Here is a 24,387-nt window from a genome sequence, read left to right as displayed (position 1 = left end):
CGCCCCTGCCCGCGCCCGCGTCCACGCCGGGAGCACCACCGCCGCCTCCGCCCCTGCCCGGAAATCGGCGCGTCCCCTTGGCAAGGCCCCCGGCACACGGCACGTTCTCGGCAGGACCAACCCCAGAGGAGCCCTGATGTCCCCCGCGTCCACTCCCAAGATCCTCATCCTGACCGGCGACGCCGCCGAGTCGCTCGAAGTCCTCTACCCCTATCAGCGCCTCCTCGAAGAGGGCTACGAGGTCCATATCGCCGCCCCCGCCCGCAAGAAGCTCCAGTTCGTCGTCCATGACTTCGAACCCGGCTTCGACACCTACACCGAGAAGCCCGGCTACACCTGGCCCGCCGACCTGGCCTTCTCCGAGGTGGACCCCGGGGAGTACGCCGCCGTCGTGATCCCCGGCGGGCGCGCCCCGGAGTATCTGCGCAACGATCCCGAGCTGCGCAAGATCCTCAAGTCGTTCTTCGACGCCGACAAGCCCGTCGCCCAGATCTGCCACGGCCCGCTGCTGACCGCCGCGATCGAGGGGCTGCGGGGACGCCGGGTGACCGCGTATCCCGCGCTGGAGATCGACATGCAGTCGGCCGGGGCCACCTTCCAGGACACCGAGGCGGTCGTCGACGGCACGCTCGTCTCCTCCCGCGCCTGGCCGGACCATCCGGCCTGGATGCGCGAGTTCCTGAAGGTGCTGCGGGCGGTGGCGCCGACGGGCTGACCCGACGACCGGATCGGGCGCCGGCCATCGGCCGGGATCCGGAACGGGCGCCGACGACCGGGAGAGGACGGCGCCCGGCACGGGCCACCGGCCGGGAACGGCGCCCGACGGGGATCCTGGGCCACGGGGCTGTGAACCACAGGACCGTGAGCCACGGGGCCGAGGGGCACGGGGCCGAAGGCCACAGGACCGTGACCTACGGGACCACGGGCCACGGGCCACGGCGCTGGCGCGGGGCCACCCACCATCACCGGCGGCTGCCTCCGCCATCAGCCGCACCCGAGACTCCAGCCACCACGCAGCCTTCTCCAGCCACCCAGCATCCGGCCGCCACCCAGCCTTTGCCCGCCACCCAGCACCCGGCCGCGCCCCACCCTTGAGCCACCCGGCCCTCAGCCACCACCCAGCCTTGAGCCACCCGGCCCTCAGCCCCGACCAAGCCCTGAACCACCCACCCCTCGCCCCTACGCCGCCGCGATCCGCCCGGCCTCCGCGACCGCCTCCGCCAGCGTGTCCACCACCGGCGCGCCCGTCTCCTCCAGGCTGGCCCGGCCGTGCGACCCCCCGGTGTAGAGCACCGCCCGCGCTCCCACGTGCTGTGCCGCCACCGCGTCGTCGGCGGCGTCCCCGATCACCACCGTGCGCCCCGGCTCCACCCCGCCGAGCGCGGCGAGGTGCCGCACCATGTGCTCCGCCTTGCTGCCCCCGGACGGCCCGGTCCGTCCGTCCACTCTTATGAAGTGCCCCTCGATCCCGAACCCGCGCACCAGCGGCACCAGTTCGGTGTGCCCGTACATGCTCAGGATGGACTGGCTGCACCCGCCGGAGGCCCACCCCACCAGCAGCTCCGCCACCCCCTCGGTCAGCCCGCAGCCGACCCGGTGCTCGGTGTAGTGGCGGTGGAAGGTGTCGTCCATGACCGACCACTCGGCCTCGGTGGGCAGCCGCCCGAGCAGCCGCTCGTAGAACTTCGGCACCGGCACGCAGTACAGCTCCCGGTACTGCTCCATCGTGATCGGGTCCAGCCCCAGCTCGGCGAAGGCCGCGTTCGTCGCCCCGATGATCGCGTCATTGTCGTGGAACAGCGTGCCGTTCCAGTCCCAGACGATGTGTGCCCCTGTCTGCATCCCCATGTCAGAAAAAGTACCGCCCGCCACTGACAATCAGGAGAACCCCAGGTCAACGGCGCCCTCACCCGGTTCCGGCTACTCCCCCGACCCCAGCAGCTCAGGAATCTCCTGCGTCGCGAACCAGAGCAGTTCGTGATCCTCCGCCCCGTCCACCACGAACTGCGCGTCGCCATCCCCGGCGTCCGCCGCCGCCAGCGCCTCCACCGCCGCCGCCACATCCGCCACCGCGTCCGCGGCGTCGACATGCACGGCCGCCGCCTTGCCCAGCGCCACCGCTCCCGCCGCTGCCGCCGCTCCCGTGATCCGCACCTCGCCCAGCACAGCCGGATCCAGCCCCCGGCCGGGGTCCGCGACCGCCGCTCCGTCCGGCACGTCCACCGCGACCACCACCCGCCGCCGCACGGCGTCCGGATCGGCCGCGATCAGCCGCAGCGAGGCCAGCGCCGCCCGGTTCAGCGCCGCGTACTCCAGTTCCTCGATGTCGTCGGAGACGTACCACTCACGCAGACCGGGCGTCACCGCGTAGGCGACGAGGGACCCGGCCCCCAGCTCGCCCGTCTTGTACGCCTCGGCGAGACCGGAGAGGGTCAGGGGGACGTAGACACGCATGGCGGGCCGCTTTCGTGGTCGGGAGGGCTCACAGCACCCCGGTGAGGGACGGGAAAGCCACCGGAACGGCCTTCAGGATACGTCCGGGCGTCCCCTTTCGAGTCCCTGCCCACCACCTCGCGGACGTCAGCGCGGCGCCCGGAAATTCATCACCCCACCCCCGCCTCACCAGGCAGGACGCGGCCACGACCACCCGGATGGGTGAATCCGGTGCGGGCGCGCTCCCGTTCCGGGCCCCCTTGCCGCCCCGCACTCCCTCCGTACAAGATCCCCAACAGGAAGTTACCGCCCGGTACGAGCCGGGCCGGCCGAACGGGGATCACCATGAACAAGGTCATGACCAGGGCAGAGGCCCGACGCCCGCGCCCGGCGGAAGCGCAGGCACCGGGCCCACGGGAGAACCGGCACCCCGTCCGCACCCGCCCGCCCGGCCGCCGGGACTCCCGCCGCCCCGGCAGCGCCCCACCCCGCTTCCCCGGCGTACGACGTCCGGGAACGGGCCCGGGAACAGGCCCGGACCCGACCACCGCAGCCACCACCACCTCAGCACCCACCTCACCCGCCACCTCCGCCTCCACTTCCACCCCCACCCCCACCTCCACCCCACCGTCGACCACCACCCCCACGCCCACGCCCCCCGTACCGCCCCGCCCCCACCCCGGCGGCCTCCCCACCGAAAACATCGCCGAGCGCCTCCTCGCCGTCCTGAGTGGCCGCCGCCCCGTCCACTACATGCTCGGCCTCACCTCCGGCCGCGCCTACGACGAACTGGCCTGGCTCGCCGAACGCGGCCCGCTGCGCACCCCGCAGGGCATCCGCCCCGTCCTCCGCGAGATCGGCTGGTACGAGGCCCGTCCCGGCGCCTTCGAGGTCTTCGCCCGGATCGGCGCCGGCGACCGGCTGCACGCGATGGCCTTCCGCCTGGAGCAGGGCGCCGACCGCCGCTGGCGCTGCACAGCAGTGGACCTGGGAGCCCAGCACCGCCCGGACCAGCCCCCAGCCCACACCTAGCCCCACACCCGCCCCACGCCCACACCCAGCCCCGCAACCCCCACCCGCACTCACAGCCACACCCGGCCCCACCGGACCCACTGTCCCCGGGCACGCCGAAGGGCCGGTCTCCCCGAGGAGACCGGCCCTCCACCGGCCACGGCGCTACCCGCGCCCCAAGCCGTCACTCAGCCATCACACGGCCGTCCGCCAGGCCATCACACGGCCATCCATCCAGCGATCACTCGGCCGTCCGCCCGCGCCACCGCGCAGCCGCCAGCCGAGGCCGACCCCTCACCTCTTGCGGCGCCGCCCACCCCGCGCCTGCTTGCGCCGCTCCGCGCGGGTCAGACCGTCGGCCTCGGAGCGCACCGGCTCGTCGTCGTCGGTGAAGTCGCCCTCGATGGTGCCGCCCTCGCCGTCCACGGTCGGCGCGGAGAAGTGCAGGTTGCGCCGCTGCGGGGCGTCCAGCCCCTTGGCGCGGATCTCGGGGCGGGCGCCCGCCTGCGCGGGAACCGCGTCCTGCTTGTCCAGGCTCGGCCGCTTGGCGTCCTCGACGGGGACCTCCTCGACCTGCTGCTCGACCTGGACCTCCAGGTTGAACAGATAGCCGACGGACTCCTCCTTGATGCCCTCCATCATGGCGGTGAACATGTCGAAGCCCTCGCGCTGGTACTCCACCAGCGGGTCCTTCTGCGCCATCGCGCGCAGGCCGATGCCCTCCTGGAGGTAGTCCATCTCGTAGAGGTGCTCACGCCACTTGCGGTCCAGCACGCTGAGCACCACCCGGCGCTCCAGCTCACGCATGATCTCGGAGCCGAGCTGCTCCTCCCGCGCCTCGTACTGCGCGGTGATGTCGTCCTTGATGGAGTCGGCGATGAACTCGGCGGTCAGCCCGGCCCGGTCCCCGGCCTCCTCCTCCAGCTCGTCGACGGTGACCTTCACCGGGTAGAGCTGCTTGAAGGCGCCCCACAGCCGGTCCAGGTCCCAGTCCTCGGCGAAGCCCTCGGCGGTCTCGGCACCCACATAGGCGTCGATGGTGTCGTCCATGAAGTGCTTGACCTGCTCGTGCAGATCCTCGCCCTCCAGGACACGGCGGCGCTCGCCGTAGATGACCTCACGCTGCCGGTTGAGGACCTCGTCGTACTTCAGGACGTTCTTACGGGTCTCGAAGTTCTGCTGCTCGACCTGCGACTGGGCGGACGCGATGGCGCGGGTGACCATCTTGTTCTCGATCGGCACATCGTCCGGCACATTCGCCATGGACATCACGCGCTCGACCATCTGCGCCTTGAACAGCCGCATCAGATCGTCGCCCAGGGAGAGGTAGAAGCGGGACTCGCCGGGGTCGCCCTGACGGCCGGAACGACCGCGGAGCTGGTTGTCGATCCGGCGCGACTCGTGCCGCTCGGTGCCCAGCACATAGAGGCCGCCCAGGTCCTTGACCTCGTCGAACTCGGTCTGCACGGCGGCCTCGGCCCGCTCCAGGGCGTCCGGCAGGGCCGCCGCCCACTCCTCGATGTGCTCCTCGGGGTCCAGACCGCGCTGGCGCAGCTCGGCCTCGGCGAGGTCGTCGGGGTTGCCGCCCAGCTTGATGTCCGTACCGCGGCCGGCCATGTTGGTCGCCACGGTCACCGCGCCCCTGCGGCCCGCCTGGGCGACGATCTGCGCCTCACGGTCGTGCTGCTTGGCGTTGAGCACCTCGTGCTGGATACCGCGCTTGGACAACTGCTGCGAGAGGTACTCGGACTTCTCGACCGAGGTGGTGCCGACCAGGATCGGCTGACCCTTCTCGTGCTTCTCGGCGATGTCGTCGACCACCGCGTCGAACTTGGCGACCTCGGTGCGGTAGATCAGGTCGGACTGGTCCTTGCGGACCATCGGCCGGTTGGTCGGGATGGGGACCACACCGAGCTTGTAGATCTGGTGGAACTCGGCGGCCTCGGTCATCGCCGTACCGGTCATACCGGAGAGCTTGCCGTAGAGGCGGAAGAAGTTCTGGAGGGTGATCGTGGCGAGGGTCTGGTTCTCGTCCTTGATCGGCACCTCCTCCTTCGCCTCGATCGCCTGGTGCATGCCCTCGTTGTAGCGGCGGCCGGCCAGGATACGGCCGGTGTGCTCGTCGACGATCATGACCTCGCCGTCGATGACGACGTAGTCCTTGTCCTTCTTGAACAGTTCCTTCGCCTTGATGGCGTTGTTCAGATAACCCACCAGCGGCGTGTTCACCGACTCGTACAGATTGTCGATTCCCAGCCAGTCCTCGACCTTGCCGACGCCGGACTCATGGATCGCGACCGTGCGCTTCTTCTCGTCGACGTCGTAGTCGCCGGTCTCCTCGATGCCCTTCAGCGGCTGGCCCGCGTCACCGCGCTTGAGGCGGCGCACCAGCTTGGCGAAGTCGCCGTACCACTTGGTGGCCTGGTCGGCGGGGCCGGAGATGATCAGCGGCGTACGAGCCTCGTCGATGAGGATGGAGTCGACCTCGTCGACCACCGCGAAGTTGTGGCCGCGCTGGACGAGTTCATCCTTCGACCAGGCCATGTTGTCGCGCAGGTAGTCGAAACCGAACTCGTTGTTCGTGCCGTAGGTGATGTCGCAGTTGTACATCTCGCGGCGCTGGGCCGGTGTCATGTTCGCGAGGATGCAGCCCACGGACAGACCGAGGAACTTGTGGACGCGGCCCATCATCTCGGAGTCGCGCTCGGCCAGGTAGTCGTTGACCGTGATCAGGTGCACGCCGTCACCCGACAGCGCGTTCAGATACGTCGGCAGGGTGCCGACCAGGGTCTTGCCCTCACCGGTCTTCATCTCGGCGACATAGCCGAGGTGCAGGGCGGCACCGCCCATGATCTGCACGTCGTAGTGGCGCTGGCCGAGGACGCGCTTGGCGGCCTCACGGACCGTGGCGAACGCCTCGGGCAGCAGGTCGTCCAAGGTCTCACCGTCGGTGTAGCGCTGCTTGTACTCATCGGTGAGGGCCCGCAGATCGGCGTCGGAGAGGTCGACGAAGTCCTCTTCGATGGAGTTGACCTGGTCCGCGATGCGGTGCAGCTTGCGCAGGATCTTGCCTTCGCCTGCACGCATGATCTTCGAGAGGACGGACACGGGGGTTGATCTCCTTGCCGGTCGGGCCTGGGGAGGGTCGGTTTCCATTGGACGTGACGGAGCAACGGCCATCGTATGCGAGGACCCGCCCGCACCGGGAGGCCCGCAGAACCGACAGCAACCGCCGTCTTCACTTCCATGACTGACACCGGGCACGAACACCGCCACGAACCGGCCCGGCGGTACTCCCGATCGGCCGGCGATCCACCCGTTCACAAGGCACAACGGCCGGGGCTCACGGATGGTGCCGCATCCGGGCGGTCATTTTCGCGAATCGTGATCATGTGATCACCCACGGCAAAGAGATGGCGCCCCTTCCGCGGCCCCCGCAGAATCTGCCAATGGAACCCGTCACCCTCAGCACCGACCGGCTGCGGCTGCGCGCGGTCGACCCGGCCGACACGGCCGCCGTGTACGCCGCCTGCCAGGACCCCGAGATCCAGCGCTGGACCACGATCCCCACGCCCTACCTCCCCGAACACGCCGAGAACTTCGTCGCGCAGGCGGCCCCCGAGGGCTGGGCGGCCGGCTCGATGTTCACTTTCGGCGCCTTCCTCCCCGACGGCGACCTGACCGGCATGCTCGGCATCACCATGCTCTCCCTCGGCGTCGGCGAGATCGGCTTCTGGGCCGTCAAGGACCACCGCGGCCGGGGCTACACCACCGAGGCCGCCCTGGCCGCCGTCCGCTGGGCGTTCGTCCACGCGCGCGTGGACCGCGTCGAATGGCGCGCCGAGGTCGGCAACCACGCCTCGCGCGCGGTCGCCGAGAAGACCGGCTTCACCGTCGAGGGCGTCCTGCGCTCCGGCATGAACCACAACGGCGTCCGCCGCGACTGCTGGATCGGCTCCCTGCTCCCCAGCGACCTGGGCCTCCCCTCCACCGCCCCCTACCTCCCGGCCCCCCGCCCCTGAGCACCCACTCTGTGTAAACCCGCAGGTCAGCCAGGACTGTCAGTGCCACCGACTATCGTGCGGGACATGACGACCCCGCGCCCGCTCGCCGAGCTGTCCGCCGCAGAGGCCCGCCGTATCGTCCTGCGCGCACAGGGCTTCCTCGGCTCCCCGGACCGCCGGGCCGGCGTCCGCGGCGTCCTGCGGCACCTCGGCGCGGTCCAGCTCGACACCATCTCGGTCCTCGCCCGCTCCCACGAACTCGTGCCGTACGCCCGCCTCGGCGCCGTCGGCCGCAAGACGGTGGAACAGGCGTACTGGACCGACACCCACGCCTTCGAATACTGGTCGCACGCGGCCTGCATCCTGCCCATCGAGGAGTGGCCGCACTTCGCGTTCCGCCGCCGCACCTACCGCAACCGCCCGCACTGGGGCCACGACCTCCCGGACGGCACCTACGAGCAGGTCGTCAAACAGCTCCGCGCGGAGGGCCCCCTCACCGCGACCGAGCTGGGCGGCGCCAAACGCACCAGCGAGTGGTGGGACTGGTCCGGCGCCAAGGTCGCCGTGGAGCGCGCCCTGATGTACGGCGAGGTGGTCTGCGTCGAGCGCCGCGGCTGGAAACGCCTGTACGACCTCGCCGAGCGCGCAATCCCCCCGCACCTGCTGCACGACGACCTGGACGACACCGAATGCCTGCGCCGCCTGGTCCGGCTGGCCGGCGAGGCCCTGGGCGTCGGCACCCGCGCGGACATCGCCGACTACCACCGCCTCAAGGGCGAACAGGTGGACGCCGTGATCGCCGACTCCGGGCTGGTCCCGGTCACCGTCGCCGGCTGGGCCAAACCCGCCTGGGCCGACCCCGCCGCCCTGGAGACCACCCCGCGCGGACGCCACCGTACGACGCTCCTGTCGCCGTTCGACTCCCTGATCTGGGAGCGGGCACGCACCGAACGGATCTTCGGCTTCACCCACCGCCTGGAGGCCTACGTCCCCAAGCCGAAGCGGATCCACGGCTACTTCGCGATGCCCGTACTGTCCGGCGGCGCGCTCATCGGCCGCGTCGACCCCGCCCGCGAGGGCAGCACCCTGGTCGCCAGACAGACCACCCTCGACGGCCCCAAGGCCGTCCCCGGCGTCGCCCGGGCCCTGGTCGAGGCCGCGAGCTGGGTGAACTGCACCGACGTACGCGTCGAACGCGTCGACGCGCCGGAGCTGCGCGACGCCCTCACCGCGGAACTGGCGCGGCTCCTGGCCTGACCCCGGCCACCCGGCGGCGACCCCGGCCGCTCCTGCGCGCCGCCGACTCGCCTGCCCGCCTGCCTGCCGTCCGGCTGCCCGCCTGTCTCAGCGGATCTCGAGGATCTTCTCCCGCATCGCGTACACCACCGCTTCCATCCGGGAGTGGAGCTGGAGCTTCTCCAGGATGTTGCGCACATGGTTCTTCACGGTGTTCTCGGAGATGAACAGCTCCTTGGCGATGTCCCGGTTGTTCATCCCCGTGGCCACCAGCTTCAGCACCTCCAGCTCCCGGTCCGTCAGCCGCGGGGCGGGCACCAGCCGGCGCTCGTCGGTGCGCTGGATCATCGACTTGAACTCCGTCAGCAGCTTGGACGCCATCGACGGGCTGATCTGGGACTGGCCGTCGGCCACCGCCCGAATCGCCGTGGCCACCTCGTCGGTGGAGATCTCCTTCAGCAGATAGCCGGTCGCGCCAGCCTTGATCGCGTCGTAGAGATCGGCTTCCTCATCGCTTATCGTCAGCATGATGATCTTGGCGCTGGGGGCCACCTCCTTGATGGTGGTGCACGCCTCGATACCGCCGCGCTTCGGCATCCGGACATCCATCAGCACGATGTCGGGCAGCAGATCGGCCGCCTTGTCGACCGCCTCGGCGCCGTCCCCGGCCTCACCGACGACCTGGATGTCCTCCTCGGCGGCGAGCACGATCTCCAGCCCGCGCCGGAACAGGGCATGATCGTCGACCACCAGGACACGGATCGGCTCCCTGCGGGACGCGCCCGTGTCCGGGTCCTCGGCCACAACGCCCTCATGGGCGGCACGCGCCGCCTGCATCGGTCCGAAGCTGTCCGCCATCGTTCCTCCCCCTGAAGGCTGTGGCCTGTGATCCTGTGCCATCGCCAACCCAGAGCAACAACCCACCTGTTGAGCCGTTGCGGCCATGATTTCATGCCCGGACGACACCGCGGTCACGGAGCGGGGCGCGAACCGGTCGCACCGGTGCCCCTGGGGGCGCACGCGCACACCAGGGGCACCGGCATCACTGCCGTCCGCGGAGGTCAACCGCCCAGCGAGCCGCCCGCGTCGGGCGACGGCGCCTGGGTGACCATGGTGTCCGTACGCAGATGGATCACGCCGTAGTCGTAGGCGTGGCGCCGGTAGACGACGCTGGGCTCCTTGGTCTCGGAGTCGACGAACAGATAGAAGTCGTGCCCGACCAGCTCCATCTCGTAGAGAGCCTGGTCAAGGGTCATCGGGGAAGCGACGTGCGTCTTCTCGCGGACCACGAGGGGGCCGTCGCCCTGCACTTCGAGCGAACCGAACTTCTTCGTGGGCACCTCGGGCTCGTCGGCCTCGAAGATGCGGTCATTGCCATTGAGCGTCGCGGCTCCCGGGACATGGTCGGGAACCTCCGCCGCCGTCAGCCTGCGGACCCCTCGGCGCGTGTGGCGCTTGTCGTGCTCCTTGCGCAGCCGGGCGTCCAGCTTCTCCGCCGCGAGGTCCAGCGCGGCGTACGGGTCACTGGCCGCGGCCTCCGCCCGGATCACCGGACCGCGGGAACGGAGCGTGATCTCCACCCGGTCGCTGCGGTCGGCCTGTCGAGGGTTGGGCTCCTTGGACACCTCGACGTCGAGGCTGATCACCTTGCCGTCGAGCTTCTGGATCTTCTCCAGCTTCAGCTTCTCGGCCACGTGCTTGCGGAACCGCTCGGGCACCTCGGTCTTGCGGCCCTTGACGACGATGTCCACGCAGAACTCCGTTCCCGGATCGCCCCGCTTCCGTGGCGGAGCATCTCCCTTGTGCACCAGGTCCCGGGAGGCCCCGGAACCTCGGACTCGGTGACGTCCACCTCCTCCTCCCCCATGGGCGGGAACTACGGCCCACCGGCCCCGGGTCATTGCAGAAAACCCGCAGCACGGCATTCGGATTCGCGAGGTACGGCCAACGGCTTTCTCTCACAACCGAACATATCTCGCCCGGACGGATGTCGTCACCCTCTACTGCCGCGTACCCCCGTTTCAGCGAATTGACCCTCTCACTACCTGCAACGATGCAACTTCGCGGACAGTTCCTACTTCATTTCGAAAGAATCGGGCGGCGCCGCGACCACGGCCGCGGAGATCACCTCTCCGACTCCTTTCCTTACCGGCCTTCCCTGCCCATTCCGCATCCCGCCCACACCCACCGTCATGCCCCCTGTTCCACCCCGTACGGCCCTTGCGCCCAGCGCCTCCCGCACCGCCCGAGCCGCCTCCGCCAGCGACGCACCCGTCGTCATCACGTCGTCCACCAGCACAATCCGGCCATCCAGCAGCAGCCCGTCCGCACCCCGCGCCACCGTCAGAGCCCCCGCCAGATTCGCCCACCGCTCGGCCGGACCCAGCCCCGCCTGATCGGCCACCGCCCGCCGCTGCCGCAACACCGGCACCACCCGAGCCGCCATCCCGCTCCGCCGCAACTCCCCGGCCGCCGCGAACGCAATCCGCCGGGCGGGGTCATGCCCCCGGGCACGGGTGGCGGGGCGGGAGGAGGGGAGGGGGATGAGGAGGAGGGGGTGGTAGGGGTGGTGGTGGGGGATGGGGTCGAGGTTGGGGGTGGGGTGGGGGTGGGGGTGCCGAGGTTCGCGCTGCCGGGGTTCTGGGGCCCCCTCCCCCTCCCCCCAGCCACCCCCCTCACCCACCACCCCCCGCACCGCCCCCGCCAGCGCCGCCCCCAACGGCCCCGCGAGCCCGAGCGCGCCCCGCTCCTTGTGCGCGAGCAGCGCCGCCCGTACCTCGTCCGCGTACCGTCCCGCCGCGAACACCACCGGCAGCCCGGACGGCTCCGGCACCGGCCGCACCCGGCGCGGCCCGCCCCCGTCGAGCGCCGTACGGCACCGGCCGCACAGCACCGCCCGTGATACCCCGCAGCCGCCGCACTCGGCCGGCAGCACCAGGTCGGTCAGGTCCCGCCACCAGCCCCGCATGGAGATCACTGTGCCAAGAGAGAGCCCTCTCGCACCACCCCTGTGGACAACCTCTGTGGATAACTAGAAAAACAGCAGCTCAGAAAGCCCACCCCTATCCACGGCAGCCCGGCCACCCTCCCCACAGAACCACTACCCCACCCCCACCCCAAGCCCCCTCACCCGGGCCCAGCTCCTCCCCACCCCCACCCCACAACCCCTCACCCAGCTCCGCAGCTCCCCCACCCCCCACTCCCCACTCCCCACTCCCTCATCACCCGGGATAAACCGGCGAAGACCCCTCCGTAACAACCTTCTGCCACTGCGCCCCGCTGGCCATCCGGACGATGCCGTCCTCGGAGTACGCCACCAGCGGAAGATGGTCGTCCTCGGTGGCGGCGATGTTCTGCACACCGGTGAGGGCGTCGGGGGCGGCGGTCTCCGGGGTGGAGCCGTCGACCTGGACGTAGGAGATCTGCTGGACGCCTTCCTCCGCGCGGCCGACCACGACGAGGCGGCTGTCCCCGGCCCAGGACATGGTGGTGATCTCGGACAACTGGGGGGTCGCGGAGCGCAGTTCCCGAACGGTCACGGACGGTGTCTCGCCGGGCTTGGATTCCCGTTCGATCCGCCCGATGAGCAGGGACTGTCCCTCGTCGTTCCCGACGACCAGCGCGATGCGCACCCCGTCGGCGGCGACCCGTACGGACTCGATACGGCCGTCCAGGCCCGGGGTCGCGACCTGGACGGGTTCGCCCTCGCCGTCCGGGATGAGGAGCAGCCGCTCGTTCTTGGGGTCGCGGTCGGCGATCCACAGGTCGCCGTGGATGTCCCAGCTCGGTGCGGTGAGCCGGTCGGTCTCGGTCTTGCCCTGGCTGACGACGAGCGGCTCGGTGGGCGGTTCCTGGGCGTCGAGGGAGCTGAGGTAGAGGCTCTTGCCGTCGATGCCGACGCCGGCCGCCTGATTCTCATCACGTGAGACGGCCACGGACCGCAGTTCGGGACCGGCTTCGCCGAGTGTGCCGGGGACGGCTTCGGCGGTGGTGGTCTTGCTGCTGCTGGGAAGGCGGACGAGCCGGTGTTCGCCGTTGAGGAAGTACAGGTAGCCGGGCTGTTCGGCGGAGCCGCGCGCGGCCACCTCGTCGGCGCCCTCCTCAGAGAGGGAGCACAACTGGCTGGTGCCCGACCGGAGTTCGATCTGGTCGACGGCGGGGCTCAGGGTGCGCAGGGTGAACAGCAGTTGCGCGGCCATCTCGTGGCACTTGGTGATGCTGACGTCGGCTGCCCGGTCGTTGAGGGGGATGGTGAGCTTGTTCTGGTCGTCGGGCGCCAGGGTGGCGTCCTTCGCCAGGGCCGTGCCGCTCGGGAAGCTGGAGCGGACGACCTGGTCGAGCCAGGTGGTGGGGCCGGCCAGCAGGGAGTTCACCATCTGCGTCATGGGGTCGACCCGGCGCCGTATGTAGACGGGGTCGGCGACGGCGGCGGGCTGTACGCCGGTCGCGGCGGCGGTGTCGGAGGCGAAGTAGTACTTGTCGACGGAGGTGTAGTTGCGCTGGAAGTCGGACTGGCCCATGACGACGCCGGGCGGCGGTCCGTCGATGCGCCACTGCCCGGTCTCGCTGTCCTTGGTGAGGTGTACCTGCCGGGAGTACTCGCCGTCGGCGGGCGCGTAGGACTGCTGGTCGTCGACGCGTGCGACGCGTTCACCGGTCAGGGTGAACGAGTACTCGGTGCCGTCCTCGCGTCCGCCCGCGGGGTCGGCGGTGGTGGCGGGTCCGTCGGCGAGGACCGTGGTGGACGCCTCGGGCCGCCATTCGCGTGCCGCGTCGGGCGTCAGATACAGCTTGGCGGTCTCATAGTGCGGGTCGTCGCTGGTCAGCGCCTCCAGGAAACCCTGGACGATGTCCGGCGGCGCGGCGTCCTCACGGGGCGGTACGGCGAAGACCCGGACCTGGGTGTCCTGACGCGGGGTGTTCTCGACCCCGCGCAGATCGCCGTGGTCGGGCATGGAGGCGCATCCGGCGAGCAGTACGGCGCTCCCGGCGGTGTACGCCAGCGCCCGCGCGGGCCTGTTGCGCCGGGCGCGCTGCCGCGGGACGAGCGCCGGTGCCGGGCGCCGCCGCCCGCCCCTCGCGCGTTGCCCTGCCCCCGGGTCCCCGTCCTCACGCCACCCGTCCTCACGCCAGGTCCCGGAGTCGTCTCGGTCACCGCTCACGCGCCGCCGCCGCTCTCCCTCGCGGTCACCGTCCACGCGTCGCCTCCCCTTGCCGCTGCTCCGCCTGGCCGTCCATCCGCCCCCCGGAACGCTCCTCAGCCCGCTCCCCACCGGGACCACCCCACGCCTCACCCGAACCGGAATCCGAACCACCGGACGCAGAACCCGAACGAGAACCAGAACCGGCACCGGAACCCGAACTCGAACCCGAACGAGGACCAGAACCGGAACCAGAGCTACCGCCCACCCCTGCCCCCGCTCCCGTCCCCACCTCAGTCCCAGTCCCTGCCCCAGTCCCTGCCCCCGTCCGCGTCCCTGCCCCCGTCCGCGTCCCTGTCCCAGCCCCCACCCCATCCCCCATCCGCCCCCCGACCGGCGCGGCGGGCCGCGGCACCACGCGCGCCCCGCTCCCCGGCAGGGCCGTCGGGTCGGCGGTGGGCGCCGATACCGGGCGGGTGAGGGGCGATATCTCACCGGTGGGCTGGACCGGCACCGTGGCGGTCTTCTCGCCGCCCCGCGGCAGCCCGGTCTCGCCGAGGCCCCGGTTGCGGCGGGAGTCCTTGGGTTCCAGGGGTATCGGGGACCCGCGCAGGGGCTCGTCCGCGGTCCTGGGAAGCGTCAGCCGGAACTGGGAGCCGCCGCCGGGCTCCCCCCACGCCTGGAGCCAGCCACCGTGCAGGCGGGCGTCCTCCAGGGCGATGGACAGGCCGAGGCCGGTTCCCCCGGTGGTGCGCGCACGGGCGGGGTCGGCGCGCCAGAAGCGGTTGAAGACGCGGGTGGCCTCGCCGGGTTTGAGGCCGACGCCGTAGTCGCGTACGGCGACGGCGACGGCGCCGCCCGCGGAGGCGAGTCTGACCACGACGTCCTTGCCCTCGCCGTGTTCGACGGCGTTGACGACCAGGTTGCGCAGCACCCGTTCCAGGCGGCGCGCGTCGGCCTCGGCGACCACGGGCTGCTGGTCGCCGAGGACGCGTATGCGGGTGCCCTTGCGCTCGGCGAGGGGTTCGGCCCCGCTGACGACGCGCCGCACGACCTCGCGCAGGTCTATGGCGTCGGCCTCCAGGGCGGCGGCTCCGGCGTCGAAGCGGCTGATCTCCAGGAGGTCGGCGAGCAGGGACTCGAAGCGGTCGAGCTGGTCGGCGAGGAGTTCCGCGGACCGGGCGGTGACCGGGTCGAAGTCGACGCGCGCCTCATGGATGACGTCGGCGGCCATCCGGACGGTCGTCAGAGGGGTCCGCAGCTCGTGCGAGACATCGGACACGAACCGGCGCTGCATCCGCGACAGATCCTCCAACTGCTGGATCTTGAGCTGAAGGTTCTGCGCCATTTTGTTGAAGGCTTCGCCCAGCCGGGCGATGTCGTCCTCGCCGGTGACCTTCATCCGTTCCTGGAGGCGTCCCGCGGAGAGCCGCTCGGCGATCCCGGCGGCCATGCGTACGGGGGTGACGACCTGGCGGACGACCAGCCAGGCGATGGCGCCGAGCAGGACGACCACGAACAGCCCGGCGGTGGCGAGGGTGTTCTTGACCAGGCTGAGGGACTTCTCCTCCTGGGTGAGGGGGAAGAGGTAGTAGAGCTGGTAGGGGTCGCCGTTGGGGTCGTCGACCTCCTTGCCGATGACCAGGGCGGGCTGGGCTTCCTTGTCGACGCCGCTGTAGACGATGCGGCTGTAGCTCTGTGCGGCGGCGGTGCTGGCGTTGACGCGGGTGCGGAGGTCCTCGGGGACGCTCTTGTTGGGGTCGACGCCGCCGGAGGCGCGCGGGCCGCGTCCGTTGCCGCTGTCGTCGCCGGCGGGCAGGGTGACGACGTCGAAGGCGCCCTGTCCGCCGCTGGACAGGGAGGAGACGAGGTCGCTCATCCACTGGATGACGTTCTGGGCGGGGCGTCCGCCGACCGTGGCGGGGTCGTCGCCGGGCGCGGCGGCGGCCTCGTCGGCGCGCTGCTTGGCGACGGCGAAACCGCCGGTGGCCTGGCTCTGGGACGCCTTCACCTTGGCTTCGAGCAGTCCGTTGCGCACCTGGCCGATGACGACGAAGCCGAGCAGCAGGACCACGCCGAGTGACATCAGCAGGGTGGTGACGACGACCTTGAGCTGGATGTTGCGCCGCCACAGCCGCATCACGGGCAGCAGCGGCCGGCGCACCCAGCGCATGAACAACCGCAGGACCGGGCTGCCCTGGACCCCGCCCTGGAGGAGTCCGCCCTCCAGGAGGCGGCTCCAGCGGGTGCCCGGCGTCTTCCGGCCGACAGGCCGCCCCGCGGGGGCCCCGGACCTGCCGGGGGCCGAAGCGACGCTGTCCCCGGACATGTCAGCTCGGCCCGGCCTTGTAACCGACACCACGGACGGTCACCACGATCTCGGGGCGCTCGGGGTCCTTCTCGACCTTGGACCGCAGCCGCTGCACATGCACATTGACCAGCCGGGTGTCGGCGGCGTGCCGGTAGCCCCAGACCTGCTCCAGGAGCACCTCGCGGGTGAACACCTGCCAGGGCTTGCGGGCCAGCGCGACCAGCAGATCGAACTCCAGCGGGGTGAGCGCGATGGACTGGCCGTCCCGCTTCACCGAGTGCCCGGCGACGTCGATCACCAGGTCCCCGATGGCGAGCTGCTCCGGCGCGGGCTCCTCGGACCGCCGCAGGCGCGCCCTGATCCGGGCCACCAGTTCCTTGGGCTTGAACGGTTTGACGATGTAGTCATCGGCCCCGGACTCCAGGCCGACCACCACGTCCACGGTGTCGCTCTTGGCCGTCAGCATGACGATCGGCACCCCGGACTCCGCCCTGATCAGGCGGCACACCTCGATACCGTCCCGCCCGGGCAGCATCAGATCGAGCAGCACCAGATCGGGCTTGGCCTCCCGGAACGCGGCCAGCGCCTTGTCACCGTCGGCCACGAACGACGGCTCAAACCCTTCACCACGCAGCACAATGCCGAGCATCTCGGCCAGTGCGGTGTCGTCGTCGACGACAAGGACTCGTCCCTTCATAAACGACATCATCCCATTCTCATAACGGTGGCGAAGGTGCAGGTGAGGCACGTCACTGCCTCGTGACCTTAGTCGTACGCGACCGTCACTGTCTGCCCCTGTCCCCGCTCCCCGAGGTCAGCCCCGCCCCGGCATCCGGTCCCCGCCCCTCACCCCACGCCGTTCCCGCCCCGAAAACAGGGCCCTGAAGAGCCCCGCACCCGATTCACCACCGCGAAGCCGACCCCCGAGCCGGGGGGCCGTGAGCCCCACCGACCTCACCCCTCAGCCTCCCGACCCCACCCCACCTCACCCCCACCCCTCAGCCCGCCCCAACCCCTCCCCCGGCCCGCGCGCACAGCTCCGCCAGCCCCTGCCCCGTCACCGGCGACACCACCCCCTCCTCGGTCACGATCGCCGTGATCAGCTCCGGCGGCGTGACATCGAACGCCGGGTTGTACGCCTGCGTCCCCAGCGGCGCCAGCGGCACCCCGCCCCCGGCGCCCGCCCCGGTCCCGGACGCCTGCGGTGCCGCTATCTCCGTCACCTCGAACCCGGCCCGCTGCTCGACCTCGATCGACGCCCCGTCCGCGGTGTCCGGGTCGACCGTCGTCACCGGCGCCACCACAATGAACGGCACATGGTGGTAGCGGGCGAGCACGGCCAGCGGATAGCTCCCCACCTTGTTCGCCACCGAGCCGTCCGCCGCGATCCGGTCGGCGCCGATCAGCACCGCGTCCACCTCCCCGGCGGAGAACAGCGACCCCGCCGCGTTGTCGGTGAGCAGCGTGTACGCCATGCCGCTGCGGGCCGCCTCGTACGCGGTGAGCCGGGCGCCCTGGAGCAGGGGCCGGGTCTCGTCGACCCACAGCCGCCGCAGCCGCCCCTCGCGGTGCGCGGCGAGCGCGACGGCGAACGCGGTGCCCTCGCCGCCCGACACCAGCGACCCGGTGTTGCAGTGAGTGAGGATGCGGTGCCCGCCGCCCGGGAGCAGCTCGTCGAGCAGCGCGAGCCCGTGCCCGGCCATGCGGCGGCTGGCCTCGGCGTCCTCCCGGTGCAGCCGCCGGGCGGCGTCCAGGGTGGCCGTGGCGGCCCGCCCGGGGTCGCCGGTGGCGGCGAGCGCGTCCCGGTGCGCGGCGAGGGCCCGCCGCACGCCCAGGGACAGGTTCACGGCGGTGGGCCGGGCGCCGGCCAGCGCGGTGGCGGCCTCGTCCACGTCGAATCCGCGCGCGGCGGCGAGCGCGACGCCGTACGCCCCGGCGATCCCGAGCAGCGGCGCCCCGCGGACGGCGAGCGTGCGGATCGCCTCGACCAGCGCGGGCGCGTCCGTGCACACCAGCTCGGCCTCCTCGGCGGGCAGCCTGGTCTGGTCGAGGAGGACCACGACGGGCCCCTCGGGTGGCTCGCCCCAGCGGATCGCCGGGATGTCGGTGGGCCGGTCGGTGGGCCGGTTGTCCTCGCCGGTTTGCGCGTACTGATCAGCCATGCGGTCAGTCTGCCCCGTACCTCGCGGACAATTGAAGGTGCGCAGCCCCTACCGCGGCCGGTCCCCCGGGAAGGGGCCCATGGCACGATGTTGGCCAACCCGCCGCCGTGAGAGCGGCCGGGCACCGTGAAGGAGCGACGATGAACGACACTCCGGGCTGGGCTTCGCCCGGATCCGCCCCGTCCGACGGCCCGTCCGACAGCGCGTCCGACGGGCGGGAACCCGGCGCGTCCGGCGCCACCGGCCCGGCCGGGTTGTCCCAGACCGGGCCGTCCGACCGGCCCGGTCCCGGACAGCCCGCCGACCAGCCGGGCGCGGACCCGCAGAGCCCCGGTCCGCAGTGGTCCAAGGAGCAGCCGCCCCCGGCGCAGTGGTCGGCGCCCGCAGGCGCGCAGCAGCCGGGCCAGGCCCCGCCACCGCCCCCGGGCCCGACCGGCCAGAGCTGGGGAACGCCCCCCGGCGCTCCGGGCGCCCCCGGCGCCTGGGGATCCCCCACCGGCGGCCCGCCCGGCGGCCCCGGAGGCAGCACCCCCGGCACCGGCTGGAGCAACACCCCCGCAGGCGCCCCCTACGGCGCCTGGGGCACCCCCTGGGGCGGCCCCCCGCCCGCCGCGAAGCCCGGCATCATCCCGCTGCGCCCGCTCGGCGTCGGCGAGATCCTGGACGGCGCGGTCTCCACCATGCGCACCTACTGGCGCACGGTCCTCGGCATCTCCCTGACCATCGCCGTCCTCACCGAGATCGTCGTCGTCCTGCTCCAGGGCTTCGTCCTGAACGACCTCCTGGACACCAGCGCCATCGACGACCCCAGCGCCGGCGTCGGCGAACTCGCCCGCGCGCTGGGCGAGGCGATGGCCGCGAACGTCGTCGTCTTCGTGATCGCACTGATCGGCACGGTCGCCGCGACCGCCCTGCTGACCACGGTCACCAGCCGGGCAGTGCTCGGCAGGCCGGTGACCACCGGGGAAGCGTGGCGCGACGCCCGCCCCCAGGTGCTGCGGCTGTTCGGCCTGATCTTCCTGCTGGTGCTGATCGGCCTCGCCATCATCGCCGTGGGAGCCGTGCCCAGCATCCTGGTCGCCGCGGCGGGCGGTGGCGGCGGACTCTTCGCCCTGTCCCTGCTGGTACTCCTCGGCGCCGCCGTGGTCGCGGTGTGGGTGTGGGTCCGTTTCTCGCTCGCCTCGCCCGCCCTGATGCTGGAGAAGCAGAGCATCACCAAGTCCATGAGCCGCTCCGTGAAGCTCGTACAGGGCTCCTGGTGGCGGATATTCGGTATTCAACTTCTCGCGACGATCATCGCCTACGTCATCGCGATGATCGTCGTGGTCCCGTTCGCCCTCGCCGGCGCCATGGCGGACGGCGACGGCCTCACCGCGTTCGTCGAGTCCGGCACGGGCCTGGGCTGGACGTTCCTCGTCATCAGCGGCATCGGCTCGGTGATCGGCTCCATGATCACCTTCCCGATCACGGCCGGCGTGACCGTGCTCCTCTACATCGACCAGCGCATCCGCCGCGAGGCCCTGGACCTGGACCTGGCCCGCGCCGCCGGGGTCCAGGGCTACACCGGCACCGCCCCCAGGGGCTGATGCGGTGAGTCCGGCGGGGGGATCTGCCCTGACCCAGGCCGCGCTGTCGGCGCTCTCGGCCCTGCCGACGCTGCCGCGCGAGGCCGACGAACCACCGCTCACCGTCCCGCGCGACCCCGCGCGCGAGGCGGCCGAGCGCGAACTCGCCAAGCGCATGTACCACAACGACGACCCCGGGCTGTTCGAACGCGCCCTGGACAGGTTCTGGGAGTGGCTCGACGACCTGTTCGGCTCGGCGTTGGCCGCCACCCCCGGTGGCACCGTCGGGCTCGTCGCCGTCATCCTGGTCGTCGTGGCCCTCCTGGCCGCCCTGTGGTGGCGCCTGGGCACCCCTCGCCGGACTCCCGTCTCCACCGCCGCCCTGTTCGACGACCGCCCCCGCAGCGCCGCCGACCACCGCGCCGCCGCCGAGGCCCACGCCGCCCAGGGCCACTGGAACCAGGCCGTCCAGGAACGCATGCGCGCCATCGTCCGTTCCCTGGAGGAACGCGCCCTCCTGGACATCCGCCCCGGCCGCACCGCCGACGAGGCCGCCGCCGAAGCGGGCCGCTCCCTGCCCGCCCACGCCGACCGACTCCGCGCCGCCGCCCGCGACTTCGACGACGTCACATACGGCGGCCGAACGGCCACCCAGCCGTCGTACGAGCGCATCGCGGCGCTCGACCACGACCTCGACCGCACCAAACCCCACCTCACCAGCGCCACTGCCAGTCCCAGTACCAGCCCCACGGCGAGCACCGGCAGCACGGACCACACCACCCGCCCGGGAGCCGCCGGATGACCACCGAGGCAACGCGCCCCAAGGCAACGCGCCCCAAGGCCACCCGCCCCGAGACCACGCTCCCCACCACCTCGGCCTCGCCCACCCCGCGCCAGTTGTGGACCCGCGGCAGGGGCGTCGCCCTCGCCCTCGTGCTCCTCGTCGCGGGCGCCGTCGCCATCGCCCTGCTCCGCTCCGACGCCCAGCACGACAGCCTCGACCCGCGCTCCACCGACCCCCAGGGCAGCCGCGCCCTCGCCGAACTCCTCGCCGAACGAGGCGTCTCCACCCGCGTGGTGACCACCGTCGAAGAGGCCCGCGCCACCGCAGGCCCCGACACCACCCTCCTGGTCACCGACCCCGACCTGCTCACCCCCGCCCAGCAGTCCCGCCTCCACGAGGGCACCGCCGACTCCGGTGGCCGCACGGTCCTGGTCGCCGCCGGCATCTCCTCCGTAGAGCGCCTCGCCCCCGGCGTCTACGTCGACCCCGCCACCAGCCTCGACACCACCCTCGACCCCGGCTGCGCCCTCCCCGAGGCCAACCGCGCGGGCCCCGCCGAAACCGGCGGCCTGCGCTACTCGACCACCCACCCCGAAGCCGACGAGTGCTACGTCAGCCAGCGCCTGGCCACCCTCCTCCGGCTCCCCCAGCCCTCCGGGGGCGGCGACACCGTCCTGCTCGGCGCGCCCGACATCCTGCTCAACGACCGCCTCGACCAGCAGGGCAACGCCTCGCTGGCCCTCCAACTCCTCGGCTCCCGCCCCCATCTGACCTGGTACCTCCCCTCCCTCTCCGACACCACCGCCACCACCGGGGACGACGAACGCGGCTTCTTCGAGCTGATCCCCTCCGGCTGGCTCTGGGGCACCCTGCAACTCTTCGTCGCCGCCGCCCTCGCCGCCCTCTGGCGGGCACGCAGGCTCGGCCCCCTCGTAGCGGAAAGACTCCCCGTCGCGATCCGCGCCTCCGAAACCGTCGAAGGCCGCGCCCGCCTCTACCGCAAGGCGAACGCCCGCGACCGCGCGGCAGCCGCTCTCCGCTCCACGACCCGCACGCGCCTCGCCCCCCTCGTGGGACTCCCCGTCTCCCGGGCGGACACACCCGAGGCCCTGCTCCCGGCCCTGTCCGCCCGCTTCCAGGGCGACACCCGGGACCTGCACACCCTCCTCTTCGGCCCCGCGCCCACCGACGACCGGGCCCTGATCACCCTCGCCGACCGACTCGACGCCCTCGAAAGAGAGGTACGCCGTCCATGATGGACCCGACCACTGACAACGCCGGGCCGAGCGGGGACCCGGGCAGCGCCCGCGCCTCCCTCGAAGCCCTGCGCGCCGAGATCGCCAAGGCCGTGGTCGGCCAGGATCCCGCCGTGACCGGCCTCGTCGTCGCCCTGCTGTGCCGCGGCCACGTCCTGCTCGAAGGCGTCCCCGGCGTCGCCAAGACCCTCCTGATCCGCGCGCTGGCCGCATCCCTCGAACTCGACACCAAACGGGTCCAGTTCACCCCCGACCTCATGCCCAGCGACGTCACCGGCTCCCTGGTCTACGACGCCCGCACCGCCGAGTTCTCCTTCCAGCCCGGCCCGGTCTTCACCCACCTCCTCCTCGCCGACGAAATCAACCGCACACCTCCCAAGACGCAGTCCTCCCTCCTCGAAGCCATGGAGGAACGCCAGGTCACCGTCGACGGCACCCCCCGCCCCCTCCCCGACCCGTTCCTCGTCGCCGCCACCCAGAACCCGGTCGAGTACGAGGGCACCTACCCCCTCCCCGAAGCCCAGTTGGACCGCTTCCTCCTCAAACTCACCATCCCCCTCCCCTCCCGCCAGGACGAGATCAACGTCCTCACCCGCCACGCCGAGGGCTTCAACCCCCGCGACCTCCAGGCCGCCGGCATCCGCCCCGTAGCGGGCCCCGCCGCCCTGGAGGCGGCCCGCGCGGCCGTCGCCAAGACCACCGTCTCCCCCGAGATCACCGCCTACGTCGTCGACATCTGCCGCGCCACCCGCGAGTCGCCGTCCCTCACCCTGGGCGTCTCCCCCCGCGGCGCCACCGCCCTCCTCGCCACCTCGCGCGCGTGGGCCTGGCTCACCGGCCGCGACTACGTCATCCCCGACGACGTCAAAGCCCTCGCCCTCCCCACCCTCCGCCACCGCGTCCAACTCCGCGCGGAAGCCGAGATGGAGGGCGTGACAGCCGACTCCGTCATCACCGCGATCCTCTCCCACGTCCCCGTCCCCCGCTGATGGCCCTCACCGGACGCGCCGCGCTCCTGGCCGCCCTGGGCTCGCTCCCCGTCGGCCTCTGGGACCCCAGTTGGACCGGACTCCTCGCGGTCAACGCCCCCCTGGCCATCGCCTGCGCCTGCGACTTCGCCCTCGCCGCCCCCGTACGCCGCCTGGGCCTGTCCCGCACCGGCGACACCTCGGCCCGCCTCGGCGAGCCCGCGGACATCACCCTCACCGTCACCAACCCGTCCCGCCGCCCCCTGCGCGCCCAGCTCCGCGACGCCTGGCCCCCGAGCACCGGAGCGGAACCCACCCGCCACCGCCTCACCATCCCCCCCGGCGAACGCCGCCGCACCACCACCCGCCTCCGCCCCACCCGCCGGGGCGACCACCAGGCCGACCGCGTCACCCTCCGCTCCTACGGCCCCCTCGGCCTCCTCACCCGCCAAGGCACCCACAAGGTCCCCTGGACGGTCCGCGTCCTCCCCCCGTTCACCAGCCGCAAGCACCTCCCCTCAAAGCTGGCCCGCCTCCGCGAACTCGATGGCCGCACCAGCGTCCTCACCCGAGGCGAGGGCACCGAATTCGACAGCCTGCGCGAATACGTCCCCGGCGACGACACCCGTTCCATCGACTGGCGCGCCACCGCCCGCCAGACCACGGTCGCCGTACGCACCTGGCGCCCCGAACGCGACCGCCACATCCTGCTGGTCCTCGACACCGGCCGCACCTCCGCCGGCCGCGTGGGAGACGCCCCCCGCCTCGACGCCTCCATGGACGCCGCCCTGCTCCTGGCCGCCCTCGCCTCCCGAGCCGGCGACCGCGTGGACCTCCTCGCCTACGACCGCCGAGTCCGCGCCCTCGTCCAGGGCCGCACCGCCGCAGACCTCCTCCCCTCCCTGGTCAACGCCATGGCCACCCTCGAACCCGAACTCATCGAAACCGACGCCCGCGGCCTCACCACCACCGCCCTGCGCACAGCCCCCCGCCGCTCCCTGATCGTCCTTCTGACGACACTCGACGCGGCCCCCGTCGAAGAGGGCCTGCTCCCGGTCCTCCCCCAGCTCACCCAGCGCCACACGGTCCTCATCGCCTCCGTGGCCGACCCCCACGTCGCCGAGATGTCGCAATCCCGAGGCACCATCGACGCCGTCTACGAAGCCGCCGCAGCCGCCCAGGCCCAGTCCGAACGCCACCGCACCTCAGAACAACTGCGCCGCCACGGAGTCACCGTCGTGGACGCCACACCCGACGAATTGGCCCCGGCCCTGGCAGACGCCTACTTGGCCCTCAAAACAGCGGGCCGCCTATAAACAGAAAAAGGGCCCGGCAAAACCGGGCCCAATCCAATCACTCTGCAACCTGAAACGCAGAAAAGCCCCATACCCAAAGGTATGAGGCTCTTCCCCAAATTTTGCTCGGCGGCGTCCTACTCTCCCACCGGGTCCCCCCAGCAGTACCATCGGCGCTGTAAGGCTTAGCTTCCGGGTTCGGAATGTAACCGGGCGTTTCC

General features: G+C 71.9%; 19 protein-coding genes and 1 rRNA gene. 9 read left to right on the top strand and 11 right to left on the bottom strand.

The window, feature by feature from the left end:
- Positions 1–136 precede the first annotated feature (136 nt).
- Positions 137–715 (top strand): DJ-1/PfpI family protein, encoded by a 579-nt coding sequence (locus AB0O01_RS25835; RefSeq protein ID WP_365316926.1) that lies wholly within the window; start codon positions 137–139, stop codon positions 713–715.
- A 464-nt stretch (positions 716–1,179) separates the two neighbouring features.
- On the opposite strand, the gene AB0O01_RS25830 is transcribed toward AB0O01_RS25835, so the two are convergent.
- Positions 1,180–1,848, bottom strand: coding sequence for an HAD hydrolase-like protein (locus tag AB0O01_RS25830; RefSeq protein ID WP_365316924.1), 669 nt, complete (start codon positions 1,846–1,848; stop codon positions 1,180–1,182).
- 72 nt (positions 1,849–1,920) lie between these two features.
- Positions 1,921–2,454 (bottom strand): hypothetical protein, encoded by a 534-nt coding sequence (locus AB0O01_RS25825; RefSeq protein WP_365316921.1) that lies wholly within the window; start codon positions 2,452–2,454, stop codon positions 1,921–1,923.
- A 336-nt stretch (positions 2,455–2,790) separates the two neighbouring features.
- On the opposite strand from AB0O01_RS25825, the gene AB0O01_RS25820 reads away from it, so the two are divergent.
- Complete coding sequence (locus AB0O01_RS25820) at positions 2,791–3,465, top strand: Rv3235 family protein (RefSeq protein WP_365316920.1); 675 nt, start codon at positions 2,791–2,793, stop codon at positions 3,463–3,465.
- A 273-nt stretch (positions 3,466–3,738) separates the two neighbouring features.
- Here the strand turns inward: AB0O01_RS25820 and secA are convergent, their stop codons facing one another.
- Positions 3,739–6,552, bottom strand: a complete 2,814-nt coding sequence (gene secA, locus AB0O01_RS25815) for a preprotein translocase subunit SecA (RefSeq protein WP_365316918.1) — start codon at positions 6,550–6,552, stop codon at positions 3,739–3,741.
- Between the two features lie 341 nt (positions 6,553–6,893).
- Between secA and AB0O01_RS25810 the strand changes: the two genes are divergently transcribed.
- Entirely contained in the window at positions 6,894–7,466 is a 573-nt protein-coding gene (locus tag AB0O01_RS25810) for a GNAT family N-acetyltransferase (RefSeq protein WP_365316915.1), read from the top strand.
- Between the two features lie 66 nt (positions 7,467–7,532).
- Positions 7,533–8,705, top strand: a complete 1,173-nt coding sequence (locus AB0O01_RS25805) for a crosslink repair DNA glycosylase YcaQ family protein (protein ID WP_365316913.1) — start codon at positions 7,533–7,535, stop codon at positions 8,703–8,705.
- Positions 8,706–8,792: 87 nt separating this feature from the next.
- Here the strand turns inward: AB0O01_RS25805 and AB0O01_RS25800 are convergent, their stop codons facing one another.
- From AB0O01_RS25800 to mtnA, 7 genes are all read right to left on the bottom strand, one after another.
- A complete protein-coding gene (locus AB0O01_RS25800; protein ID WP_365316911.1) occupies positions 8,793–9,542 on the bottom strand; it encodes a response regulator transcription factor in 750 nt (249 codons plus the stop codon).
- Positions 9,543–9,745: 203 nt separating this feature from the next.
- Positions 9,746–10,492, bottom strand: a complete 747-nt coding sequence (raiA, locus tag AB0O01_RS25795) for a ribosome-associated translation inhibitor RaiA (RefSeq protein ID WP_365316909.1) — start codon at positions 10,490–10,492, stop codon at positions 9,746–9,748.
- A gap of 266 nt (positions 10,493–10,758) precedes the next feature.
- Positions 10,759–11,652: a ComF family protein gene (locus AB0O01_RS25790; protein ID WP_365316907.1), complete on the bottom strand. Its 894-nt coding sequence runs from the start codon at positions 11,650–11,652 to the stop codon at positions 10,759–10,761.
- Between the two features lie 253 nt (positions 11,653–11,905).
- Entirely contained in the window at positions 11,906–13,639 is a 1,734-nt protein-coding gene (locus AB0O01_RS25785) for an LpqB family beta-propeller domain-containing protein (protein ID WP_365317245.1), read from the bottom strand.
- 232 nt (positions 13,640–13,871) lie between these two features.
- Positions 13,872–16,154, bottom strand: a complete 2,283-nt coding sequence (gene mtrB, locus AB0O01_RS25780) for an MtrAB system histidine kinase MtrB (RefSeq protein WP_365316906.1) — start codon at positions 16,152–16,154, stop codon at positions 13,872–13,874.
- A 1-nt stretch (position 16,155) separates the two neighbouring features.
- Complete coding sequence (gene mtrA, locus AB0O01_RS25775; RefSeq protein ID WP_187283109.1) at positions 16,156–16,845, bottom strand: two-component system response regulator MtrA; 690 nt, start codon at positions 16,843–16,845, stop codon at positions 16,156–16,158.
- A 289-nt stretch (positions 16,846–17,134) separates the two neighbouring features.
- Positions 17,135–18,298, bottom strand: a complete 1,164-nt coding sequence (gene mtnA, locus AB0O01_RS25770) for an S-methyl-5-thioribose-1-phosphate isomerase (RefSeq protein WP_365316904.1) — start codon at positions 18,296–18,298, stop codon at positions 17,135–17,137.
- Between the two features lie 140 nt (positions 18,299–18,438).
- On the opposite strand from mtnA, the gene AB0O01_RS25765 reads away from it, so the two are divergent.
- From AB0O01_RS25765 to AB0O01_RS25745, 5 genes are read left to right on the top strand one after another with little or no spacing between them, the layout of a single operon-like run.
- Positions 18,439–19,884, top strand: coding sequence for a hypothetical protein (locus AB0O01_RS25765; RefSeq protein WP_365316903.1), 1,446 nt, complete (start codon positions 18,439–18,441; stop codon positions 19,882–19,884).
- Positions 19,885–19,927: 43 nt separating this feature from the next.
- Positions 19,928–20,665, top strand: a complete 738-nt coding sequence (locus AB0O01_RS25760) for a DUF4129 domain-containing protein (RefSeq protein ID WP_365317243.1) — start codon at positions 19,928–19,930, stop codon at positions 20,663–20,665.
- Positions 20,662–21,903 carry a DUF4350 domain-containing protein gene (locus AB0O01_RS25755; RefSeq protein WP_365316900.1) on the top strand — a complete coding sequence of 414 codons (1,242 nt, stop codon included), beginning with the start codon at positions 20,662–20,664 and terminating at the stop codon, positions 21,901–21,903. The genes AB0O01_RS25760 and AB0O01_RS25755 overlap by 4 nt, the downstream gene beginning before the upstream one ends.
- Complete coding sequence (locus tag AB0O01_RS25750; RefSeq protein WP_365316898.1) at positions 21,903–22,892, top strand: MoxR family ATPase; 990 nt, start codon at positions 21,903–21,905, stop codon at positions 22,890–22,892. Before AB0O01_RS25755 ends, AB0O01_RS25750 begins: the two co-directional genes overlap by 1 nt.
- Positions 22,892–24,187 (top strand): DUF58 domain-containing protein, encoded by a 1,296-nt coding sequence (locus AB0O01_RS25745; protein WP_365316896.1) that lies wholly within the window; start codon positions 22,892–22,894, stop codon positions 24,185–24,187. Before AB0O01_RS25750 ends, AB0O01_RS25745 begins: the two co-directional genes overlap by 1 nt.
- A gap of 103 nt (positions 24,188–24,290) precedes the next feature.
- Here the strand turns inward: AB0O01_RS25745 and rrf are convergent.
- Positions 24,291–24,387 (bottom strand): 5S ribosomal RNA (gene rrf / locus AB0O01_RS25740); the annotation flags it as partial.

Origin of the sequence: Streptomyces sp. NPDC093252, assembly GCF_040683675.1 — a bacterium.
Taxonomy (GTDB): Bacteria; Actinomycetota; Actinomycetes; order Streptomycetales; family Streptomycetaceae; genus Streptomyces.
Note: the sequence above shows the minus strand (reverse complement) of the source record. Positions and strands in the feature narration are given on the sequence as shown.